Below are 17704 nucleotides of genomic sequence, written 5' to 3' on the forward strand. Positions count from 1 at the left end.
CAAAGGACATCGCCCCCGGGTCCTTCGTGAACCTCGGCATCGGCCAGCCCACCCTGGTGTCCAACTACCTCACCGAGGACCAGAACATCACCCTCCACACGGAGAACGGCATGCTCGGCATGGGCCCCGAAGCCAAGGGCGACCAGATCGACGAGGACCTCATCAACGCCGGCAAGATCCCCGTCACCGAACTCCCGGGCGCGTCCTACTTCCACCACGCCGACTCGTTCGCCATCATGCGCGGCGGCCACCTGGACATCTGCGTCCTGGGCGCCTTCCAGGTCTCCGCCACCGGCGACCTCGCCAACTGGCACACCGGCGCACCCGGGGCGATTCCCGCCGTCGGCGGTGCCATGGACCTGGCCACCGGCGCCAAGGACGTCTTCGTGATGATGACGCTCCTGACCCGTGAAGGCGCGTCCAAGATCGTGGACGCCTGCACCTACCCGATCACCGGCGTCGGCTGCGTCACCCGCGTCTACACGGACAAGGCCGTCTTCCTCACCGGCCCGGACGGCGTCACCGTCCGTGAAACCTTCGGCTGCACCCTCGAAGAACTCCAGGACCTGGTGCCCGTCCCGCTGAAGGCCACGCCCGCCGCCGGATGAGCCTGCGCCCGTCACCGCACCTAGGATTGGTAACCATGATTGACGCCGCAGGCACAGATACCCAGGCCGCCCCGCAGGCCAGCGACCAGTACGTCCAGTCGCTGGCCCGGGGCCTGGCCGTGATCCGCGCCTTCGACGCCGAGCGCCCGGTCATGACGCTCACCGAGGTGGCCTCGCGTACCAACCTGACCCGGGCCACGGCCCGCCGTTTCCTGCACACCCTGGTGGAGCTCGGCTACGTACGCACCGACGGCAAGACGTTCGCGCTCACGGCCAAGGTCCTCCAGCTGGGCTACGCCTACCTTTCGGGGCTTTCGCTGCCGCAACTGGCGCAGCCGCACCTGGAGGAGCTGTCCCTCAAACTGGGCGAATCCACGTCCGCGGCCGTGCTGGACGGCACGGATATCGCCTACATCGCGCGGGTGACCAGCCGCCGGATCATGACCGTCGGCATAACGGTGGGTACCCGGTTCCCGGCGTATGCGACGTCGATGGGCCGGGTGCTGCTTGCCTACCTGCCGCCGGCCGACCTTAAGGCGTACCTGGCGGCGGCCGAAATCAAGCCGCTGACGCCCCGCGCCCTGGGCACCGTCCCGGAACTGCTGAAGGTGCTGGACACCGTCCGGGCGCAGGGCTGGTGCCTCCTGGACCAGGAGCTGGAGCTTGGCCTCATGTCCGTGGCCGCCCCGGTCTATGACGGGGCCAAGGTGGTGGCGGCGGTGAACGTTTCGCTGCAGGCCCAGTCCGTGGAGGCCAAGCCGGATCCGCAGGCGTACCTGGCTTCGGTGGCGCAGGAGATCGTGGCCACGGCCAAGCTCATCTCCGCGGACCTCACTGCCCGCGGCTGACTTTATCCGGAGCTTAACTGAAGAGGACGACGGCGGGTGCTTCCCGCCGTCGTCCTCTTCAGTTTTGCGGTGTGGCTGCGAAGGCCGTTACTTTACGTGGTTGCCCAGCTCGCGGAGCGGGGTCTTTGCAGTTTCGCGCGCCCACCAGGCGCCCGCCACCGCGAGGATCGAGGAACCTGCCACGATCCAGGCTGCCGGTCCCCAGTTCGCCTTGTCGGCACCCACCAGGGCGGTGCCGAGCAGCGGGGTGAAGCCGGCGCACAGGATGCCGACCTGGAGTCCGATTGCCATGCCGGAGTACCGGACCTTGACGTTGAAGAGCTCGGAGAACCAGGCCGGGTAGATTGCGTTGGACATGGAGTAGGTGCCGGCGGTGATCAGCGTACTGGTCAGGAAGATCATGGGGATGTTTCCGGTGGAGATCACCCAGAAGTAGACAAAGATCATGGCGCCGGAACCGAGCACACCGCTGATGAAGATGGGGCGCCGGCCAAAGCTGTCGGACCAGCGTGCCATCAGGGGCTGGCTGGCGATCGCCAGCACGTTGCCCAGGATGCTGACCCAGAGCATGGTGGAGGCGGGGACGCCCACCGACACCGCATAGGCCAGGCCGAAGGACTGCATGAACGTGTTGGTGACGGTCTCGAAGGACATCAGCGCCACCTGGAAGAACTGGGCCGGGTGCGTCTGGAACATCTTGGCGAAGGGGAGCTTCACCAGTTCCCCGTGGTCGTGCTTTTCCTCAAAGACCTCCGGCTCCTCCAGCGAGCGGCGGACCAGGTAGGCGACGATCAGGACCACCAGGGAGAGCCAGAACGGGATCCGCCAGCCCCAGGCGAGGCGGTCCGCCTCGCTCATGGCGGCCACGGGCAGGAAGGCCAGGGACGCGAGGACGATGCCGGCGGAGATGCCGCTCATGGCGAAGCTGGCGAAGAAGCCGCGGCGGCCTTCGGGGGCTTCCTCCGTGGACAGCGCGGAAGCACCTGCGGTTTCCGCTCCGGCGGACAGGCCCTGCATCAGGCGCAGCACCACCAGCAGTGCCGGGGCCCAGTAGCCGGCTGCGTTGAAATCGGGCAGGGCGCCGATCAGGAAAGTGGCACTGCCCATGAGCACCAGGGTGAGCACCAGGGTGTTCTTGCGGCCGATCTTGTCACCGAGATGACCGAACACCACAGCTCCGAAGGGCCGTGCGACGTAGGCGACGCCGAACGTCGCGAAGGAGGCGATGAGGGCCACCGTGGGATCGCCGGCCGGGAAGAAGATCTTCGAGAACACAAGCGACGCGGCGGTGGCATAGATGAAGAAGTCGTAGTACTCCAGGGCGCCGCCAAGGAAGGCAGCCAGCGCGGCTTTCCGGGCGCGCTTGAGCTGGCGTTGTGCTTCAGGCGTTGACTGCGCCTGGGCTCCTGCTGCGATGTGGGTCATGGTGGGGTTCCCTTCCACGCTGAAGGTGGGGATCTGTCATTATTTGTACGCAATGCGAACAGGTGTGCGGAATGCGCCTAGAAAGAGGATACTAGGCCGTGACGCCAATCACAACGGCAAAAGGAAAGGTGCATCATGGCCGAACGACGCGGGCACGCATCCCGGCTGGTCCTGATCGGTTCCGCCGCCTCACAGGCCATGTCCCCCGGCCTGTGGAATCCGGTCCTGCAGGAACTCGGCAGCGGATGGACCTATGAGGCCTGGGACGTGGCGCCGGACGCCGATCTTGGCGCCGTCCGGCGCAGGCTCCTGGAACCGGACATCGTGGCGGCCAACGTGACCATGCCGCACAAGCACTGGGCGGCGGAAACCGCTGATGAAGCCACCGGGCCCGTCCAGCTCAGTGGTGCCTGCAACCTGCTGGTACGGCAGGACCGCCGGCTGGCGGGGCACAACACGGACGTTACCGCCGTGGGCGTCCTGCTGGAGGGCCGGTACCAGCGGCACGCGCTGTTGCTGGGTGCCGGGGGAGCAGCCCGGGCTGCCTTGGTCGCGCTGAAGGACACGGTAGGAAGAGTGTCCATTGCGGACCGCGATCCCCACGCGTCGGAGGAGCTGCTGGACCTCGCCAACGGCTTCGGCATCGAGGCCCAGGCCGTCACCTGGCAGGAGGCGCAGGACCTGGCGCCCGGGGCGTCCCTGATTGTCAATGCGACTCCTGTCGGGAAAAAGGCCACCGACGGTCCGGTCTGGGGCGGAGCCCGGCTGGCCCCCGATGCTGTGCTCTACGACTACGTCTACGCCGGCCATGCCACTGCCAGCGTGGAGCGGGCCATGGAGCTGGGGGTCCGGTGCACCGATGGGTGGGACCACCTCCGTGCGCAAGCCGTGGCCATGGTGCCCCTCCTCGGCCTGGACGGGCGGGCCCGCCAGCTGCTGGAGCAGACCCTGGGAGAGCTCCGGGAAAAGCACTGAAAGGCGGACGCGCCGAACGATAAGATCAAACAGGCACCGCAGGCCGGCAGGCCGGCGCAGGCACGCCAACCGTTCAGAGAGGAACAGCAACGTCAATGGAGGAGCAGGCAGCCTACTTCGTGAAGTCGGTTGAGAAGGCATTCGACGTCCTGCTCGCTTTCACTCCGGACCAGCCCCGGCTGACCGTGTCGCAGGTGGCTGCCCGGACGGACATGACCCGTGCCTCCGCCCGCCGCTTCCTGCTGACCCTGGCGGACCTCGGGTACATCCGCGCCGAGGGGCCGGCCTTCGAACTCACGGCCCGGTCCCTGGACGTCGGCCGTTCCTACCTCGCGGGCCTGACCTTGCCCAGGGTGGCCGAGCCCCATCTCAGGGACCTGGCGGCGGAGCTCAATGAAACAACAGCCCTGTGCATCCTCGACGGCGGCGACGTGGTCTACGTGGCCTGCGTGCCGTCTCCGGGGCTGCTCAGCGTTTCCATCACCGTCGGGACCCGCTTCCCGGCGTGGGCAACCTCCATGGGCCGCGTCCTGCTTGCCGGGCTGCCTGGCCCACAGCTGGAGGAGTACCTCCGGTCGGTCCAGCTGCGCCGCTTTACCGACCGCTCAATCGGCAGTGTGGAGGACCTCAGGGCAGAGGTGGAAGCGGCGCGGACCAGGGGCTGGTCCATGGTCTCCCAGGAACTCGAAGAGGGCCTGCGCGGTGTGGCCGTCCCGGTCCGCCGCGGAAACGAGGTTGTTGCCGCGGCCAATGTGTCCCTGCAGACACACCGGGCAGCGGCCCGGGATATCGAGGCAACGGTCCTCCCGCAGCTGACGGAGGCCGCGCGGCGCATTGCACTCGATTACGGCGGTCCTGCCGTCCGCGCCGTTTAATCCACGTACCGCAGCCCCGCCGCTTCAAGCGGTCCGCGCATGTTGTAGATGTCCAGGCCGAGCTCTCCTGCTGCGAAGCGCCCGCGCTTGGCTTCTTCGTTCTCTTCGCGTTTCCTGGCGGCTGCCGCTACTTCGGCGGCGCGGGCGGCGGGCACCACCACCACGCCGTCGACGTCGGCAATCACCACGTCCCCGGGGGTGACCAGTGCGTTGGCGCAGACCACCGGGACGTTCACGGAACCGAGCGTTGCCTTGACAGTGCCTTTGGAATTGATGGCGCGGCTGAAAACGGGGAAGTCCATGGCCTGGAGTGCTGCGACATCGCGGCAGCCGCCGTCGATGACCAGGCCGGCTGCGCCCTGTGCCCGGAGCGACGTTGCCAGCAATTCGCCGAAGAAGCCGTCCTCGCATTCCGTGGTGCACCCTGCCACCACCACGTCTCCGGGCCGGAGCTGTTCGGCTGCAACGTGCAGCATCCAGTTGTCGCCGGGCTGGAGCAGGACGGTGACAGCGGTGCCGCACAGGGTGGCGCCGGGGTAGACGGGGCGGATGTAGGGGCGCATGAGCCCCAGGCGGCCCATGGCCTCATGCACAGTGCTGACGCCGAACGCGGAGAGGGCCTTGACGGCGTCTTCCCCGGCGCGGGTGATATTGGTGTGGACCACGCCGAGTTCCTGCATCATTGTTCCCTCCGAAGGCATGTCACCGGCCCTGCTGCGTGAGCAGGGCGTCAAGGCGTGGATAAACGTTGCGTGCGTTGTGTTCCTGGATGGCGCCCAGTTCGGCCTCGTCAAGGCCGGCGTCGTCGATGTAGCGTGCCGTGTCGTCGAAGTGGTGGCCGGTCCACGGGTCGATGTCCCGGACCGCGCCGATCATCTCGGAGGCGAAGAGGATGTTCTGCGTCGGGATGACTTCCAGCAGCAGGTCGATTCCGGGCTGGTGGTAGACGCAGGTGTCGAAAAAGACGTTCTGCAGGAGGTGTTCTTCCAGTGCGGGCTTTCCCAGTGCCATGGCAAGGCCGCGGAAACGTCCCCAGTGGTACGGCACTGCGCCGCCGCCGTGGGGGATGACGAGTTTCAGGGTGGGGAAGTCCGCGAACAGGTCGCCCTGGATGAGCTGCATGAACGCTGTGGTGTCCGCGTTGAGGTAGTGCGCGCCGGTGGTGTGGAAGGCTGGATTGACGCTGGTGCTGACGTGGACCATGGCGGGGATGCCGTACTCCACCATCTTCTCGTAGACCGGGTACCAGTACCGGTCCGTCAGGGGCGGGGCAGTCCAGTGGCCGCCGGACGGGTCCGGGTTCAGGTTAAGGGCCACGGCCCCGTAATCCTCCACGCAGCGGGTCAGTTCAGGGAGGCAGGTCGCCGGGTCCACGCCGGGGGACTGCGGAAGCATCGCGGCCGGGACGAACCGCTCCGGATAGAGCATGCTGACCCGGTAGCAGAGTTCGTTGCAGATGGCAGCCCACTCGGCGGAAGTTTCAAACGACCCGATGTGGTGGGCCATGAAGGATGCCCGGGGCGAGAAGACGGTGAGGTCGATGCCGCGCTCGTCCATGAGCCGGAGCTGGTTCGCCTCGATGCTCGCCCGCAGGTCGTCGTCGGAGATCTTCACATCGGCACGGGATGGGGGCGGCGAGGCATCCTGCAGCGCTGCCACCTGGCGCTCGCGCCACTCCCCAAGGGCGGCTGGGGCCGTGGTGTAGTGGCCGTGGATGTCAATAATCATCGCGCATGCTCCTGGCAGGGGCGCCTGCAGAACGACGCCGTGCTAACTCGATAACCGCACAAGCAAATGTTGTCAGCAATATAGCTAACAATCAATGGTCAGCACGGGGTCCGGGCGGCCGGGTCTGGAGTACGCTGAATCCGGAAAATTGTCAGCAAAATTGGCAACCGGCTGAACAGGGAGATGGTGGGCTGTGGAGACCATGGACGGAACGGGCCGGACCCTCACCGCCGCCGAACTCGCGGAGCTGCTGCGCACCGCCATCGTCAGCGGCGAACTGGTCCCCAACCAGCGCCTGGTGGAAGGCGACCTCGCCGCCGAGTATGGAGCCAGCCGGGGAAATATCAGGGTGGCGCTCTCGGAGCTGAGCGTTGAAGGCCTCGTGGAACGCGTCCAGAACCGGGGCGCCAGGGTGCGCGCCGTCTCGGTGGACGAGGCCGTTGAGATCACTGAGGTGCGCGCAGCCCTGGAAGCCCTTTGTGCCCGCAAGGCAGCCGAACGGGCCACGGACAGCGACATCGCCGAACTGCAGGAGCTGGCAGCCCGGATGAAGGGCGCCGTGGACCGCGGAGACCGCGAGTCCTACTCGGAAGGCAACCAGGCGATGCACGAAAAGATCATTGCCATGAGCGGGCAAAAGACCGCCGCGGCAACCATCCAGCGGCTGCGCGGACAGGCGGTCCGCTTCCAGTTCCGGCTGGCGCGCCAGCCGGGGCGCCCGGCCGTCTCGCTCCCGCAGCACCTTGCCGTCATCGATGCCGTCTGCGCCCATGACGCGGACGCCGCCGCCGAGGCCATGCGCGTCCATCTCGAAAGCGTGGCGGACGCCATCCGCGCCAGCAACAAATAACCCGCCCGCCGCGCCAAGGGACGCCCAGCCCCGGGAGGACGCGCGCTGACAGGCGAATCGTTACCCACAAGCTCCCCGCCGACTACTCCCGCCGAGGGCCGCCGCGCTCTAGACTCAACCCAACTGCGTGCAGCAGAGCCGCTGCACAGCTCGTCAGGAAGAGGAGTCGGCGGGTGAAACTGGGGATTCCGCGGGAACGCAGGGAGGGCGAGCGGCGTGTCGCCGCCACTCCGGATACTGTCAGGGAGCTGGCGGGGATGGGACTGGACGTCCTGGTGGAAACCGGGGCAGGGGACGGCGCGGGACATGCCGATCCCGCCTACCAGCAGGCCGGCGCCACCATCGTCCCTGTACTGGACACCTCAGCCTTGGATGTCCTGGCCCACGTCCGGCCCCTTGACCCGCACACTGCCGCGTCCCTGCCAAGGGGAGCCGTGACGGTGGGCCTCGCGTCGCCATCGTCCGAACTGCCCGCGGTGCAGGCGCTCGCTGACACCGGAGTGACTTCCTTCGCCCTGGAACTGGTGCCCCGCATCTCCCGCGCCCAGTCCATGGACGCCCTGACCTCCCAGGCCCTGGTAGCCGGTTACCGGTGCGTCCTGGAGGCAGCCATCAGGCTTCCCCGGTTCTTCCCGCTGTACATGACCGCGGCGGGAACCATCCCGCCGGCCCGCGTCCTGGTGCTCGGCGCCGGCGTGGCAGGGCTGCAGGCCATCGGCACCGCCAAGCGGCTCGGGGCACGGGTCTTCGCCAACGACATCCGCCCCGCCTCCGCCGACGAGGTCGCCTCGATGGGCGGCACCTTTATCCGGCTGGACCTCGAAACCGCTGAAGCGGCCGGCGGCTACGCCAGGCAGCTGAGTTCCGACGCCGGCACGCGGCAGCGTCAGCTGTTGGCACCCCACGTGGCGCAGTCGGACGTCCTGATTACGACGGCGGCCGTCCCCGGGCGCCCGGCGCCCCTCCTGGTGACCCGCGGGATGGTGCAGGGCATGCGCCCGGGGTCGGTCGTCGTCGACCTCGCCGCCGAGTCCGGCGGCAACGTGGAGGGCTCCGTGCCCGGCCGGGACATCCCCATCCCCACCGCCGACGGAACGGGCCACATCACCCTGGTGGGGCTGAAAGACCCCGCCTCCGCCATGGCATCGGACGCCTCACGCCTCTACGCCAAGAACGTGGCCAACCTGCTGGCCCTCCTGGTCCGCGACGGGACCCTCGCGCTGGATTTCAGTGACGAAGTGGTGGCCGGCGCATGCCTCACCCACGCCGGGGAAGTGCGGCACCAGCCCACCGCGGACCTGCTGGCGGCACGGACGGCCACGGCTGCGGCCGGGCAGGAAGGAGCGCGCTGATGGACGGGATCGCGCTGCTGACCATCACCGTGCTGGCGGTGTTCGTTGGCTTCGAGGTGGTCTCCAAAGTCTCCAGCACCCTGCACACGCCCCTGATGTCCGGTGCCAACGCCATCCACGGGATCATCCTGGTGGGGGCCATCATTGTCGCCGGCCAGGCAGCGGACCCCTGGGTGCTCGCGGTGGCGCTGCTCGCCGTCGTCCTTGCCACGGCCAACCTGGTGGGCGGGTTCGTGGTGACGGACCGGATGCTGCACATGTTCCACGGCAAAAAGGACGCCGTGAAGGCGGGCGCCCAGCCCAAGGCAGGCAGCAAATGAGCCTCCTCGACCCCGTCTGGACTTCCCTGCTTTACCTCGCCGCTGCGGTCTGCTTCATCCTGGCCCTGCGCGGACTCAGTTCCCCGCGGACGGCCCGCCGCCGAAACCTGGTGGGGGCACTCGGTGCGCTGATCGCCGTCGTCACTGTCTTCCTGTCCGCCCGGCTGGAGAACATCCCCTGGATCCTGGCCGCCATCGCCGTGGGTTCCGCGGTGGCGGCGCCCGTGGCCCGGCGGGTGAAGATGACGCAGATGCCACAGCTGGTGGCGCTCTTCAACGGGGTGGGCGGCGGCGCGGCAGCCCTGGTGGCGCTCCTGGAGCTGGGGCATGCGGACAACCCCTGGATGCGGGTGGCGATCGTCTTCACGCTCCTGGTGGGGGCTGTGTCCTTCGCCGGATCAGGCATCACGTTCGCCAAGCTGCAGGAACTGATGACCACCCGGCCTGTCGTCTTTCCGGGCCTTCCCGTGGTGATGGCTGTGGTCCTCCTGGCCGCTATCGCCGCCGGCGTCGCCGTGGTCCTCACCGCTTCGCTGCCGCTCGCGGCGCTGTTGCTGGCCCTGGGCCTGGCCGCCGGCGTGCTGCTGGTGCTGCCCGTGGGCGGCGCCGATGTGCCCATCGTCATCTCGCTGCTGAACGCCTTCACCGGCCTGGCCGTCGCGGCATCGGGCCTGGTGCTGGGCAACGTCCTGCTGGTGGTGGCCGGCACCCTGGTGGGAGCCTCCGGCACCATCCTCACCCGTGCCATGGCGGCTGCCATGGGCCGCAGCGTGGCGGGCATCCTGTTCGGGGCTTTCCGGGGAGGTTCGACGGCGGGGTCCACGGCTGTGAGCGGGCGTCCGGTCCGCTCGTCTTCACCGGAGGACGTGGCAGTCCTGCTGGGGTACGCCCAGCGGGTGATTATCGTCCCCGGCTACGGGCTGGCGGTGGCACAGGGCCAGCACACGGCCGCGGAACTGGCGCTGGCCTTGGAAGCCCGGGGCATCGAGGTGGACTTCGCCATCCATCCCGTGGCCGGCCGGATGCCCGGCCACATGAACGTCCTCCTCGCGGAAGCCAACGTGCCGTATGAGTCGCTCAAGGAGATGGGCGAGATCAATCCGGAGTTCAAGACCACCGATGTGGCCCTGGTGGTAGGCGCCAACGACGTCGTGAATCCGGCCGCCAAGACGTCCTCCGGGTCGCCGATTTACGGCATGCCCATCCTGGAAGTGGCCCAGGCGCGGCAGGTGGTGTTCCTGAAGCGCTCCATGCGCCCGGGCTTCGCCGGCATCGAGAACGACCTGCTGTACGAACCCCAGACCTCCCTGCTGTTTGGTGATGCCAAGGACTCCCTGGCCCAGGTGCTGGGTGCGGTCAAGGCGCTGTAGGCCGCCGCGCTGCGCCGGACCGCCCCCGCGGCGGGATACCCTTCTTTCAGAAGCCTGCTTTCCATTCGCCATTAGAGGACGCCATGACTGAGACCAGCTCCACTTCGCCCAAACGTGCCGCCATCATCGTCAATCCCGCCAAGCCGGTGGACATCGACGTGCGCGGCCTGGTGGCCAAGCACTGCGTGGAAAACGGCTGGGGCGAAGCCATCTGGCTCGAAACCACCAAGGAGGACCCCGGGGTGGGCCAGGCCAAGGAAGCGCTGGCGCAGGGCGCGGACATCGTCATCGCGGCCGGCGGCGACGGTACTGTCCGTTGCGTCGCCGAGGTGCTGTCCGGCGGCGACACCCCCATGGGCCTGCTGCCCCTGGGAACCGGCAACCTGCTGGCCCGCAACCTGGGCATGGACGTCACCGACTACGACGGTGCCATGGCCGGCGCCCTGATCGGTACCGAACGGAAGATCGACGTGGTCCGCGCCCGCCGCAGCGACCCGGATAAGGACCAGCTGTTCCTGGTCATGGCCGGCATGGGTTACGACGCCACCATCATGGCGGACACCAATGAGGACCTGAAGGACAAGGTGGGCTGGCTCGCCTACGTGGACGCCGGGATCAGGAACCTGCCCGGCAAACCCGTCAAGGCCACCGTGGTGATCGACGGCAAGCAAGTGGTGCACCGGGGCGTCCGCAGCGTGATGGTGGGCAACTGCGGCAAGGTCCAGGGCGGCCTGGAGATCTTCCCGGACGCCAAGGTGGACGACGGCCTGCTGGACATTGCCGTCCTGGCGCCGCACCACGGCAAGCTGGGCTGGCTGTCCGTGCTGGCCGGCATCATCGGCAAGGGCAAGAACAGGGACACCGCCGTGGAGTACTTCCAGGGCAAGACCGTTGAGATCACGCTGGAGCACAAGGACGACTACCAGCTGGACGGAGACCACGAGGGCGAGGGCAAGCACGTGCTCATGACCATGGAGCCCGGTGCCCTCACCCTGCGCGTGTAGGGGCCTGCTGCTTCAGGGAGGTTTTGGGGCAGGTCCGCTAGGCCAGCAGCGTGCCCCAGCGTGGGTCCAGCAACGGCGCGCCTGCCAGTTTCAGGGCGTGCCAGAGGGTGACGGCCACGGAGTCCAGCACGGGAATGCCGGTGGCTTCCTCGATCTCTGCGGTGATGTTGGCTCCGTAAAGGTTGGTGCACAGGTACACCAGCGCGTCCGGTGCCGCGGCGGCGAGTTCCAGGGAGCCGGGGCGCATCTCGTCGTCGGTAACCCGGGCAAAGGACTCGTTGTCGGTGAGCCCCAGCGCCCGGTGGTCCACGGTCTTGATGCCTTCACGCTCGTAGGACGCGATGACCTGGTGGTTCACGTCCCCGGTATAGGGCGTGAAGAGGCCGATCCGCCCGGTGGCGAAGGCCCGGAAGGCCTCAAGGTAGGCCAGCGTGGAGGTGGTGGCCGGGATCCCGGTGGCGGCAGTGATCCCGCCGGCCAGTTCCTGGTCGTGGGCTGACCCCAGCCATGAACCCGAGGTGCCGTTCCAGGCAATCACGTCCACATCCGCCGTCGCCAGCAGCCTGGCTGCCTCCTCCATGACGGCGGGGTCGAACTGCCGGTTGGAGGAATCGTCCAGGGCGATGCGGGTGACCGGGATCCTGGTGAAGTGCACCGTGACATCGGTGCGGCTGCCCAGGATGCGGTAGGTCTGAGGTTCCAGGCAGGTGTTGGAGGACGGCACGATCATGCCGATCCTGCAGGGGCGTGTGGTTGCGGGCATGGGGGCTCCTAGAGGACGGCGGCAGGCAGGTGGGAGGCGTCGGCGGCGGCGGACTGGTGCTGCCGGAAGCCGTTGCGGTTGACGAAGCGGCCCACGGCGCCGGGGTCGTGGAAGCCGTCGGCGTCCAGGACCACGCGCCCGTTGGAGACCACGACGGCGGGCCAGCCCGTGAGTGCCTTCCCGTCGAAGGGTGAAAAGTCGGTTCCCATGTGCAGGGCGGCGCCGTTGACCGTGCGTTCCTCGGCAGGATCGAAGATGACCAGGTCGGCGTCGAACCCCTCGGCGATGCGGCCTTTGCCGGGGACGGCGTTGATCCGGGCCGGCTCCGCAGCGAATGCGCTGACGAACTGCTCAACGGTGGCGCCGGCGGAGGTCATGGCGGTGAACGTGACGGGCATCCGGGTTTCCACGCCGGGCAGCCCGTGGGGCATGGCGCGTACGTCATCGGTGCGCTCGCGCTTCTGGGAGAGGTCGTAGCAGGAGTGGTCGGAGGACATGGTGTGGATGGCGCCCGAGACCAGCCGCTCCTTGAGGGCGGCCACGGTTTCCGCGCTGCGCATGGGCGGGCAGCAGGCGAACCACTCGGGGAACGTGGAGGCGTAGACGGTGTCGTCCAGCGTGACGTAGTGCGGGCAGGTCTCGGAGTAGGCCTCGAGCCCGCGTTCCCGTGCCTGGGATACCAGGTCGACGGCGCCGGGCGTGGACTGGTGGACGAAATAGACCGGCGCGCCGGTGTATTCGGCCATGGCCAGGGTTTCCTTGACGGAGATCTCCTCGGCCAGTTCGGGCCGGGTCCGGTGCAGGTGTTCGATGCCGATCCGGCCGTCCTGGGCGTGCTGTTCGGTGCAGTCGGCGATGATGGGATCGTGCTCGGCGTGGATGTAGGCCAGGCCGTCCAGCCGCACCATTTCGCGCATCACCTTCAGGATGGTGCCGCCGTCGGCCATGGTGGTGCCGCGGTTGGTGGTGTACATCTTCACCGAACGGACGCCCTCGGCGGCCAACTGCTCCAGCTGCCACGGCACGGTTTCGTCCCAGCTGACCACGGCGCCGTGGAGGGCCACGTCGCAGCGTGACTGGGTGGCCAGTTCCTTCTTGTGCAGGACGGCGGCGAGCGGGGTTTCCTGGGCGTCGCGGGGGATGCCGAAGTCGATGATGGTGGTGGTGCCGCCCCACAGTGCTGCGGTGGATGTGGTCCGGTAGTCGTCGAGGGTGCGGAAGCGGCCGGTCACCTGCGCCACGTGGCAGTGTCCGTCCACGCCGCCGGGGATCACGAGCTTGCCCGTGGCGTCGATGGTGCGGTCTGCCGCCGGGGCGGGTTGGGCGGCGTCCACAAGGGCCGCGATCCGGCCTCCGGAAACCACGATGTGGGCTTCCTGGCGGCCGTCGCTGTTGACCACGGTGGCGTTGGCTATGACAAGTTCTGGCTGGTGGGACATCGGTGTCCTCCTAGGGTTTGGGTCGTGTGGTTCAGGCGGTGGGCTGGGGTGTGCCGGCGCGTTCCTGGCGGGCGGCGAGGGCCGCGTCCAGGTTGCCGGACAGGCCCTTGCGGTCCTTCGCCGGGGGCGGGGCGAAGGCTCCGGCGCGGTGGGTTCCGGACTGCAGTGCGGCCACGGCCTCCGCCATGCGGATCCCGGCGGAAATGCCGTCAACCACCGGGACGGGGATCTGGCCGTTGAGTTCGCGGGCAAGCCCGGCCAGCGGGGCGCCGGCGAGGATCACGACGTCGGCACCGTCCTCGGCCACGGCCTGCCGGCCCAGCGCCAGCAGGGTTTCCCGGAAATCCTGCTGCACGGAAGCGATGCTGGTGAGGGAGTCGTTGATGGAGCGGATGGAAGCCAGCCGGCCGGACAGGCCGAACCGCTCCACGCACTCGCGGTACCAGGGCTTGATCCGGTCCGAGATGGCGATGATGGAAAAACGGTGGCCCTGCAGGGCGGCTGCGCACAGTGCAGCCTCGGTGATGCCGATGACGGGGATGTCCGCCAGTTCCTTGAGGGCCGGCATGCCCGGATCCCCAAAGGCTGCCACCACCACCGCATCCACCGGGTCTGCTCCGGGGCGGGTGTGTTCGGCGATGATTTCGGCCACCGCGCCGGCGGCGATGAGGGATTCGAAGCGGGTCTCAATGTATTCGACGCCGTGGCCGGCCGTCCGGACAAGCAGTTCAGTGCCGGGGGAAGCGGATCGGAGCGCCTCGGATTCGATCAGCGCCGTGACATCTGCGCTGATGTTGGGGTTGATGACCAGGAGTTTCATTTTCTCTTCCGGTGGAATTCTGGTTCGGTCTTTTGGAAGTCCTCAGGGAACTGGTCCCGGTACTTTCCAATGTGGGAGGCGGACTGGGCGGCTGCCTTGTCCGGATCGCCGCTGGCGATGGCGGCATAGAGTTCGCGGTGTTCGCGGATGAGCTCGGGCAGGTCGCTGACGTGCCGGAACAGCCAGTGCATGCGGCCCTGGAGGGGCTCCAGCGCGGACTTGAGGAAGTTGTTGTCTGCGATGGCGGTGATGGCGTCATGGAATTCACTGTTGGCGCGGTGCGCCTCCATCACCGCCCCCTTGGCCAGGAACGCCTCCGCGTTGTCCAGCAGCCGCTCGAGGTAGGAAAGGTCGTCCCTGGTGGCCCGCTTGGCGGCGAGCCTGCAGGCCAGCACCTCCAGGGACTGGCGGACGTCGAAGAGGTCCTCCACATCCTTGGGGCTGAGGCTGCTGACTTCGGCGCCGCGGGCGCCGCGGTCACTGATGAGGCCTTCCTGGCGGAGCATGCGGAGCGCTTCGCGGACCGGCAACCGGGATACGGAGAATTCGGCTGCCAGGTCGCGCTCCACGAGCCGCGTGCCGGGAGCGTAGTGTCCTTCGAAAATCCGGGTGCGGAGGGTGTCCCGGACAGTCTCGCGGAGTGGGCGGTCCTTGTCCTGGGTCTCTTCTGCGGTCAGCATGATGCTCCATTCGGATTTTGTGCGGCACTGGTCCCGGCTGCGGGGGCATGTGTTTGCAGGTTTCCCTGCGAGGGTCAGCTTAGACAGGAAGCCGCTTGTTGTAGTTCAGGGTGAGCACTGATGCGCCCATGATCACGGCGGAACCCACAAAGTACAGCAGCGCCCAGGTGTAGGAGCCGGTGGCTCCCACGATCAGGCCGACGACGATGGGGGTGACGAAGCCGGAGATGTTGCCGCTGAGGTTCATGGCCCCGCCCAGGACGCCGGCGTTGGTGCGGCCGCCCAGGATGGAGGGGATGCTCCAGAACAGGCCCACCCAGCGCAGGAAGAACAGGACCACGGAGAGCAGGACCACGGCGGTGGTGGCGTCCGGGACAACGGTCACGCCCACCAGCCCCGCCACGACGATGGCGCTGGAGATGCCCAGGAGGGTCCGCATCACCAGGTTTGCGGAGGCGCCCGAGGCGCGCCACTTGTCGGCGATGGTGCCGCCGATGATTTCGCCGACGAACCCGGCGCCGAAGATCACCAGGGTGGACCAGCCGATGGTCTTCAGGTCGAAGCCCTTGGCCTGGGCCAGGTACAGCGGGCCCCAGGTCAGCAGGCCGTAAAAGACGCCGTTGAATCCCAGCCAGCCCAGGCACATGGCCCAGAAGGAGCGGAACTTCAGGTAGGGGAGCAGGCCGCGCTTGCCCTTGCTGCCGTCCATGGCTGCTTCGGCGTCCTCGGCAGCATGCGAGGCTTCGATGTAGGAGGCCTCGGCGTCGTTGACGCCGCGGTGCTGGCGGGGGTTGTCCCGGACGTACCACCAGACGGCCACGCCCATGAGGACGGTGGCGGCGCCGGCGATGACGAAGGACCAGCGCCAGCTGCCGGTGGAGGCGATAAGGCCGGCGATAATGATGCCGCCCAGCCCTGCTCCCAGGGGTGCGCCGGCGTCAAGGATGGTGGCACCGCGGCCCCGTTCGGACTTGTGCATCCAGATTGCGTTGAGCTTTCCGCCGGCAGGCATCACGCCGGCTTCGGTCACGCCGATTCCAAGCCGGGCGATGAACATGCTCAGGAAGCCGCCGGCCATGCCGGACGCCGCTGTGGCAGCACCCCAGCCGATGCAGGAAGCGGTCATGACCTTGCGGGGACCGAACTTGTCGATCAGCCAGCCCACGGGAACCTGCATCAGGGCGTAGGTCCAGAAGAAAGCGGACAGCAGCAGGCCCACCAACTCCGGAGCGAGGTTGAATTCCTTCTGGATGATGGGCAGCGCGACAGAGATGGAGCCGCGGTCGATGTAGTTGACGGAAACCAGAACGAGCAGGAGCAGGAACAACTTCCAGCGGACGGAGGTGCGCCGTTGCGTTCCGCCCTTTCCGGATTGTTCGGCGGTTTGGGGTGCGGCCTCGTCGGACGTGGCCGTTGTTTCGGTGTTTGGGATGGACACAGCTTCTCCTTCACGGGGAAGTTTACGGATGGGGAGGGTTCGAAAAGATGTGTGATGCGTCGCGGGCAGGATGGGGCCGGCCTGCGGAGGGGGAGCGGCCGCTGGACGATCCGGAGCGTGGAGCGGATACTCTTTTTGGGATCCCAATTTGGGATCCCAAAATCAAAGGTAGAAGTGACTCCCGCCACTGTCAAGGGGTTTCACGGTCCGATGAGCCCGGATGGCCTGCCAACGGATTGTGACTGCCCGTGGACCTAGGCGCGGGAGTCCTCGCGCCGGTGGGACAGGATCTCGGCAAGCTCCGCCAGACGGTGCGCCCGGGCCGACTCGGCCGGGGTGAACGGCTCGCCCGGCCGGGCAAAGGTGATGGGGCCATGCCAGGCCGTGGGGATCTTAAGCCGGGTGCCGTCGTCGGCCGCTTTGGTGCCGGCGTCCGACGGCGGCACAATCGTTGCGTGCAGCAGCTCGGCCACCGCCAGGGGCAGTTCCTCCGGTGCAGCCGCGATCCTCGAGGCAAGGCTCAGCGCCCTGGTCTGCCCGTCCGCCATGGCCAGCGCGGTGGTGGGCCAAACGTGCGAACGGCTCCCGCCGCCGTCGGCAAGCGCGGCCAGCAACTCACGCTCGCCCACGGTCCCTGGAGCCGAGAGCACGAACTCGTCCAGGACCCCTCCCGGCACCGGGTGGACGTGGATGCCGAGGATATTGGTATCCAGCCGGGACAGCGCCCGCGTGACCCGCTGCAGCGATCCCGGCTGGTCCTGGAGCATCGTCCGCGCCCGCCACAGCGCCGGGGCGGCGGCCAGCCGGCGGCGGTGCCGCAGCGCCGGGGCATGCAGCCAGCCGCGCAGGATCCGGGCGGCGGACGGCTCGGCCACCCAGATCACCAGGACCGTGGCGGTGAGGGTCAGCACCAGCACCTTCGCCACGTAAGGGAGGTGCGTCTCCACCACCAGCGCGTGCACCAGGAGCTCGATGGGCAGCATCGCTGCCACGTTCGCCAGGGTCAGCCGCGCCTTGGGCGGTTCCGGCATCCGGCCGCAGACTTCACAGCTCAGGTCAGCGGCGGGCGAGTTGTGCGGAGGGCGCTTCATGACTCAAGCATCATGGGGCGTTGTTTCCGCCGCATTGCCTCCCGATTCCGTTCATGGGAACGTGCCGGGCGGTCCCGGGGGTCTGGGCCGTAGGATTTACCAGGAACGTCAGCGCGGC

The 17704-nt window shown here is 67.9% G+C and carries 18 protein-coding genes; 9 read left to right on the forward strand and 9 right to left on the reverse strand.

Annotated features, from left to right (window positions below):
- Both PUN51_RS17715 and PUN51_RS17720 read left to right on the forward strand, forming a co-directional pair.
- The coding region (locus PUN51_RS17715) for a 3-oxoacid CoA-transferase subunit B (protein WP_275181960.1) at positions 1-608 on the forward strand (608 nt) is incomplete at its 5' end.
- Positions 609-643: 35 nt separating this feature from the next.
- Positions 644-1456, forward strand: a complete 813-nt coding sequence (locus PUN51_RS17720; protein ID WP_224023797.1) for an IclR family transcriptional regulator domain-containing protein — start codon at positions 644-646, stop codon at positions 1454-1456.
- An 87-nt stretch (positions 1457-1543) separates the two neighbouring features.
- On the opposite strand, the gene PUN51_RS17725 is transcribed toward PUN51_RS17720, so the two are convergent.
- Positions 1544-2881 carry an MFS transporter gene (locus tag PUN51_RS17725; protein ID WP_159629585.1) on the reverse strand — a complete coding sequence of 446 codons (1338 nt, stop codon included), beginning with the start codon at positions 2879-2881 and terminating at the stop codon, positions 1544-1546.
- A gap of 135 nt (positions 2882-3016) precedes the next feature.
- On the opposite strand from PUN51_RS17725, the gene PUN51_RS17730 reads away from it, so the two are divergent.
- Complete coding sequence (locus PUN51_RS17730; protein ID WP_275181961.1) at positions 3017-3856, forward strand: shikimate dehydrogenase family protein; 840 nt, start codon at positions 3017-3019, stop codon at positions 3854-3856.
- 95 nt (positions 3857-3951) lie between these two features.
- Positions 3952-4731 carry an IclR family transcriptional regulator domain-containing protein gene (locus PUN51_RS17735; RefSeq protein WP_159629588.1) on the forward strand — a complete coding sequence of 260 codons (780 nt, stop codon included), beginning with the start codon at positions 3952-3954 and terminating at the stop codon, positions 4729-4731.
- On the opposite strand, the gene ligK is transcribed toward PUN51_RS17735, so the two are convergent.
- Both ligK and PUN51_RS17745 read right to left on the reverse strand, forming a co-directional pair.
- Positions 4728-5411, reverse strand: a complete 684-nt coding sequence (ligK, locus tag PUN51_RS17740; RefSeq protein WP_159634988.1) for a 4-carboxy-4-hydroxy-2-oxoadipate aldolase/oxaloacetate decarboxylase — start codon at positions 5409-5411, stop codon at positions 4728-4730. The two genes, PUN51_RS17735 and ligK, sit on opposite strands and share 4 nt — an antisense overlap.
- Before the next feature lie 22 nt (positions 5412-5433).
- The gene (locus PUN51_RS17745; RefSeq protein WP_224023793.1) at positions 5434-6459 is read right to left on the reverse strand and encodes an amidohydrolase family protein; all 1026 of its coding nucleotides are present in this window, start codon (positions 6457-6459) and stop codon (positions 5434-5436) included.
- Positions 6460-6661: 202 nt separating this feature from the next.
- On the opposite strand from PUN51_RS17745, the gene PUN51_RS17750 reads away from it, so the two are divergent.
- The 5 genes from PUN51_RS17750 to PUN51_RS17770 all read left to right on the forward strand — a co-directional run bounded on the left by PUN51_RS17750 (position 6662) and on the right by PUN51_RS17770 (position 11355).
- Positions 6662-7309, forward strand: a complete 648-nt coding sequence (locus PUN51_RS17750) for a GntR family transcriptional regulator (protein ID WP_224027240.1) — start codon at positions 6662-6664, stop codon at positions 7307-7309.
- 173 nt (positions 7310-7482) lie between these two features.
- On the forward strand, positions 7483-8661 hold the full coding sequence (locus PUN51_RS17755; protein ID WP_224023791.1) for a Re/Si-specific NAD(P)(+) transhydrogenase subunit alpha: 1179 nt from the start codon (positions 7483-7485) through the stop codon (positions 8659-8661).
- Positions 8661-8981 carry an NAD(P) transhydrogenase subunit alpha gene (locus tag PUN51_RS17760; protein ID WP_159629594.1) on the forward strand — a complete coding sequence of 107 codons (321 nt, stop codon included), beginning with the start codon at positions 8661-8663 and terminating at the stop codon, positions 8979-8981. The genes PUN51_RS17755 and PUN51_RS17760 overlap by 1 nt, the downstream gene beginning before the upstream one ends.
- Entirely contained in the window at positions 8978-10351 is a 1374-nt protein-coding gene (locus PUN51_RS17765; RefSeq protein WP_275181962.1) for an NAD(P)(+) transhydrogenase (Re/Si-specific) subunit beta, read from the forward strand. Before PUN51_RS17760 ends, PUN51_RS17765 begins: the two co-directional genes overlap by 4 nt.
- Before the next feature lie 83 nt (positions 10352-10434).
- The gene (locus tag PUN51_RS17770) at positions 10435-11355 is read left to right on the forward strand and encodes a diacylglycerol/lipid kinase family protein (RefSeq protein WP_275181963.1); all 921 of its coding nucleotides are present in this window, start codon (positions 10435-10437) and stop codon (positions 11353-11355) included.
- Between the two features lie 37 nt (positions 11356-11392).
- Here the strand turns inward: PUN51_RS17770 and PUN51_RS17775 are convergent, their stop codons facing one another.
- The 6 genes from PUN51_RS17775 to PUN51_RS17800 all read right to left on the reverse strand — a co-directional run bounded on the left by PUN51_RS17775 (position 11393) and on the right by PUN51_RS17800 (position 17586).
- Entirely contained in the window at positions 11393-12118 is a 726-nt protein-coding gene (locus PUN51_RS17775; protein WP_275181964.1) for a maleate cis-trans isomerase family protein, read from the reverse strand.
- An 8-nt stretch (positions 12119-12126) separates the two neighbouring features.
- The gene (locus tag PUN51_RS17780; RefSeq protein WP_275181965.1) at positions 12127-13557 is read right to left on the reverse strand and encodes an amidohydrolase family protein; all 1431 of its coding nucleotides are present in this window, start codon (positions 13555-13557) and stop codon (positions 12127-12129) included.
- A gap of 31 nt (positions 13558-13588) precedes the next feature.
- Positions 13589-14377: an aspartate/glutamate racemase family protein gene (locus tag PUN51_RS17785; protein ID WP_275181966.1), complete on the reverse strand. Its 789-nt coding sequence runs from the start codon at positions 14375-14377 to the stop codon at positions 13589-13591.
- Positions 14374-15057 (reverse strand): GntR family transcriptional regulator, encoded by a 684-nt coding sequence (locus PUN51_RS17790; RefSeq protein ID WP_159629601.1) that lies wholly within the window; start codon positions 15055-15057, stop codon positions 14374-14376. Before PUN51_RS17790 ends, PUN51_RS17785 begins: the two co-directional genes overlap by 4 nt.
- A gap of 79 nt (positions 15058-15136) precedes the next feature.
- Positions 15137-16495 (reverse strand): MFS transporter, encoded by a 1359-nt coding sequence (locus PUN51_RS17795; RefSeq protein ID WP_275181967.1) that lies wholly within the window; start codon positions 16493-16495, stop codon positions 15137-15139.
- Between the two features lie 254 nt (positions 16496-16749).
- Positions 16750-17586: an amino acid-binding protein gene (locus PUN51_RS17800; protein WP_159629604.1), complete on the reverse strand. Its 837-nt coding sequence runs from the start codon at positions 17584-17586 to the stop codon at positions 16750-16752.
- Positions 17587-17704: the final 118 nt, after the last annotated feature.

Source organism: Arthrobacter sp. NQ4, assembly GCF_029077345.1.
In the GTDB taxonomy this organism is placed as follows: domain Bacteria; phylum Actinomycetota; class Actinomycetes; order Actinomycetales; family Micrococcaceae; genus Arthrobacter.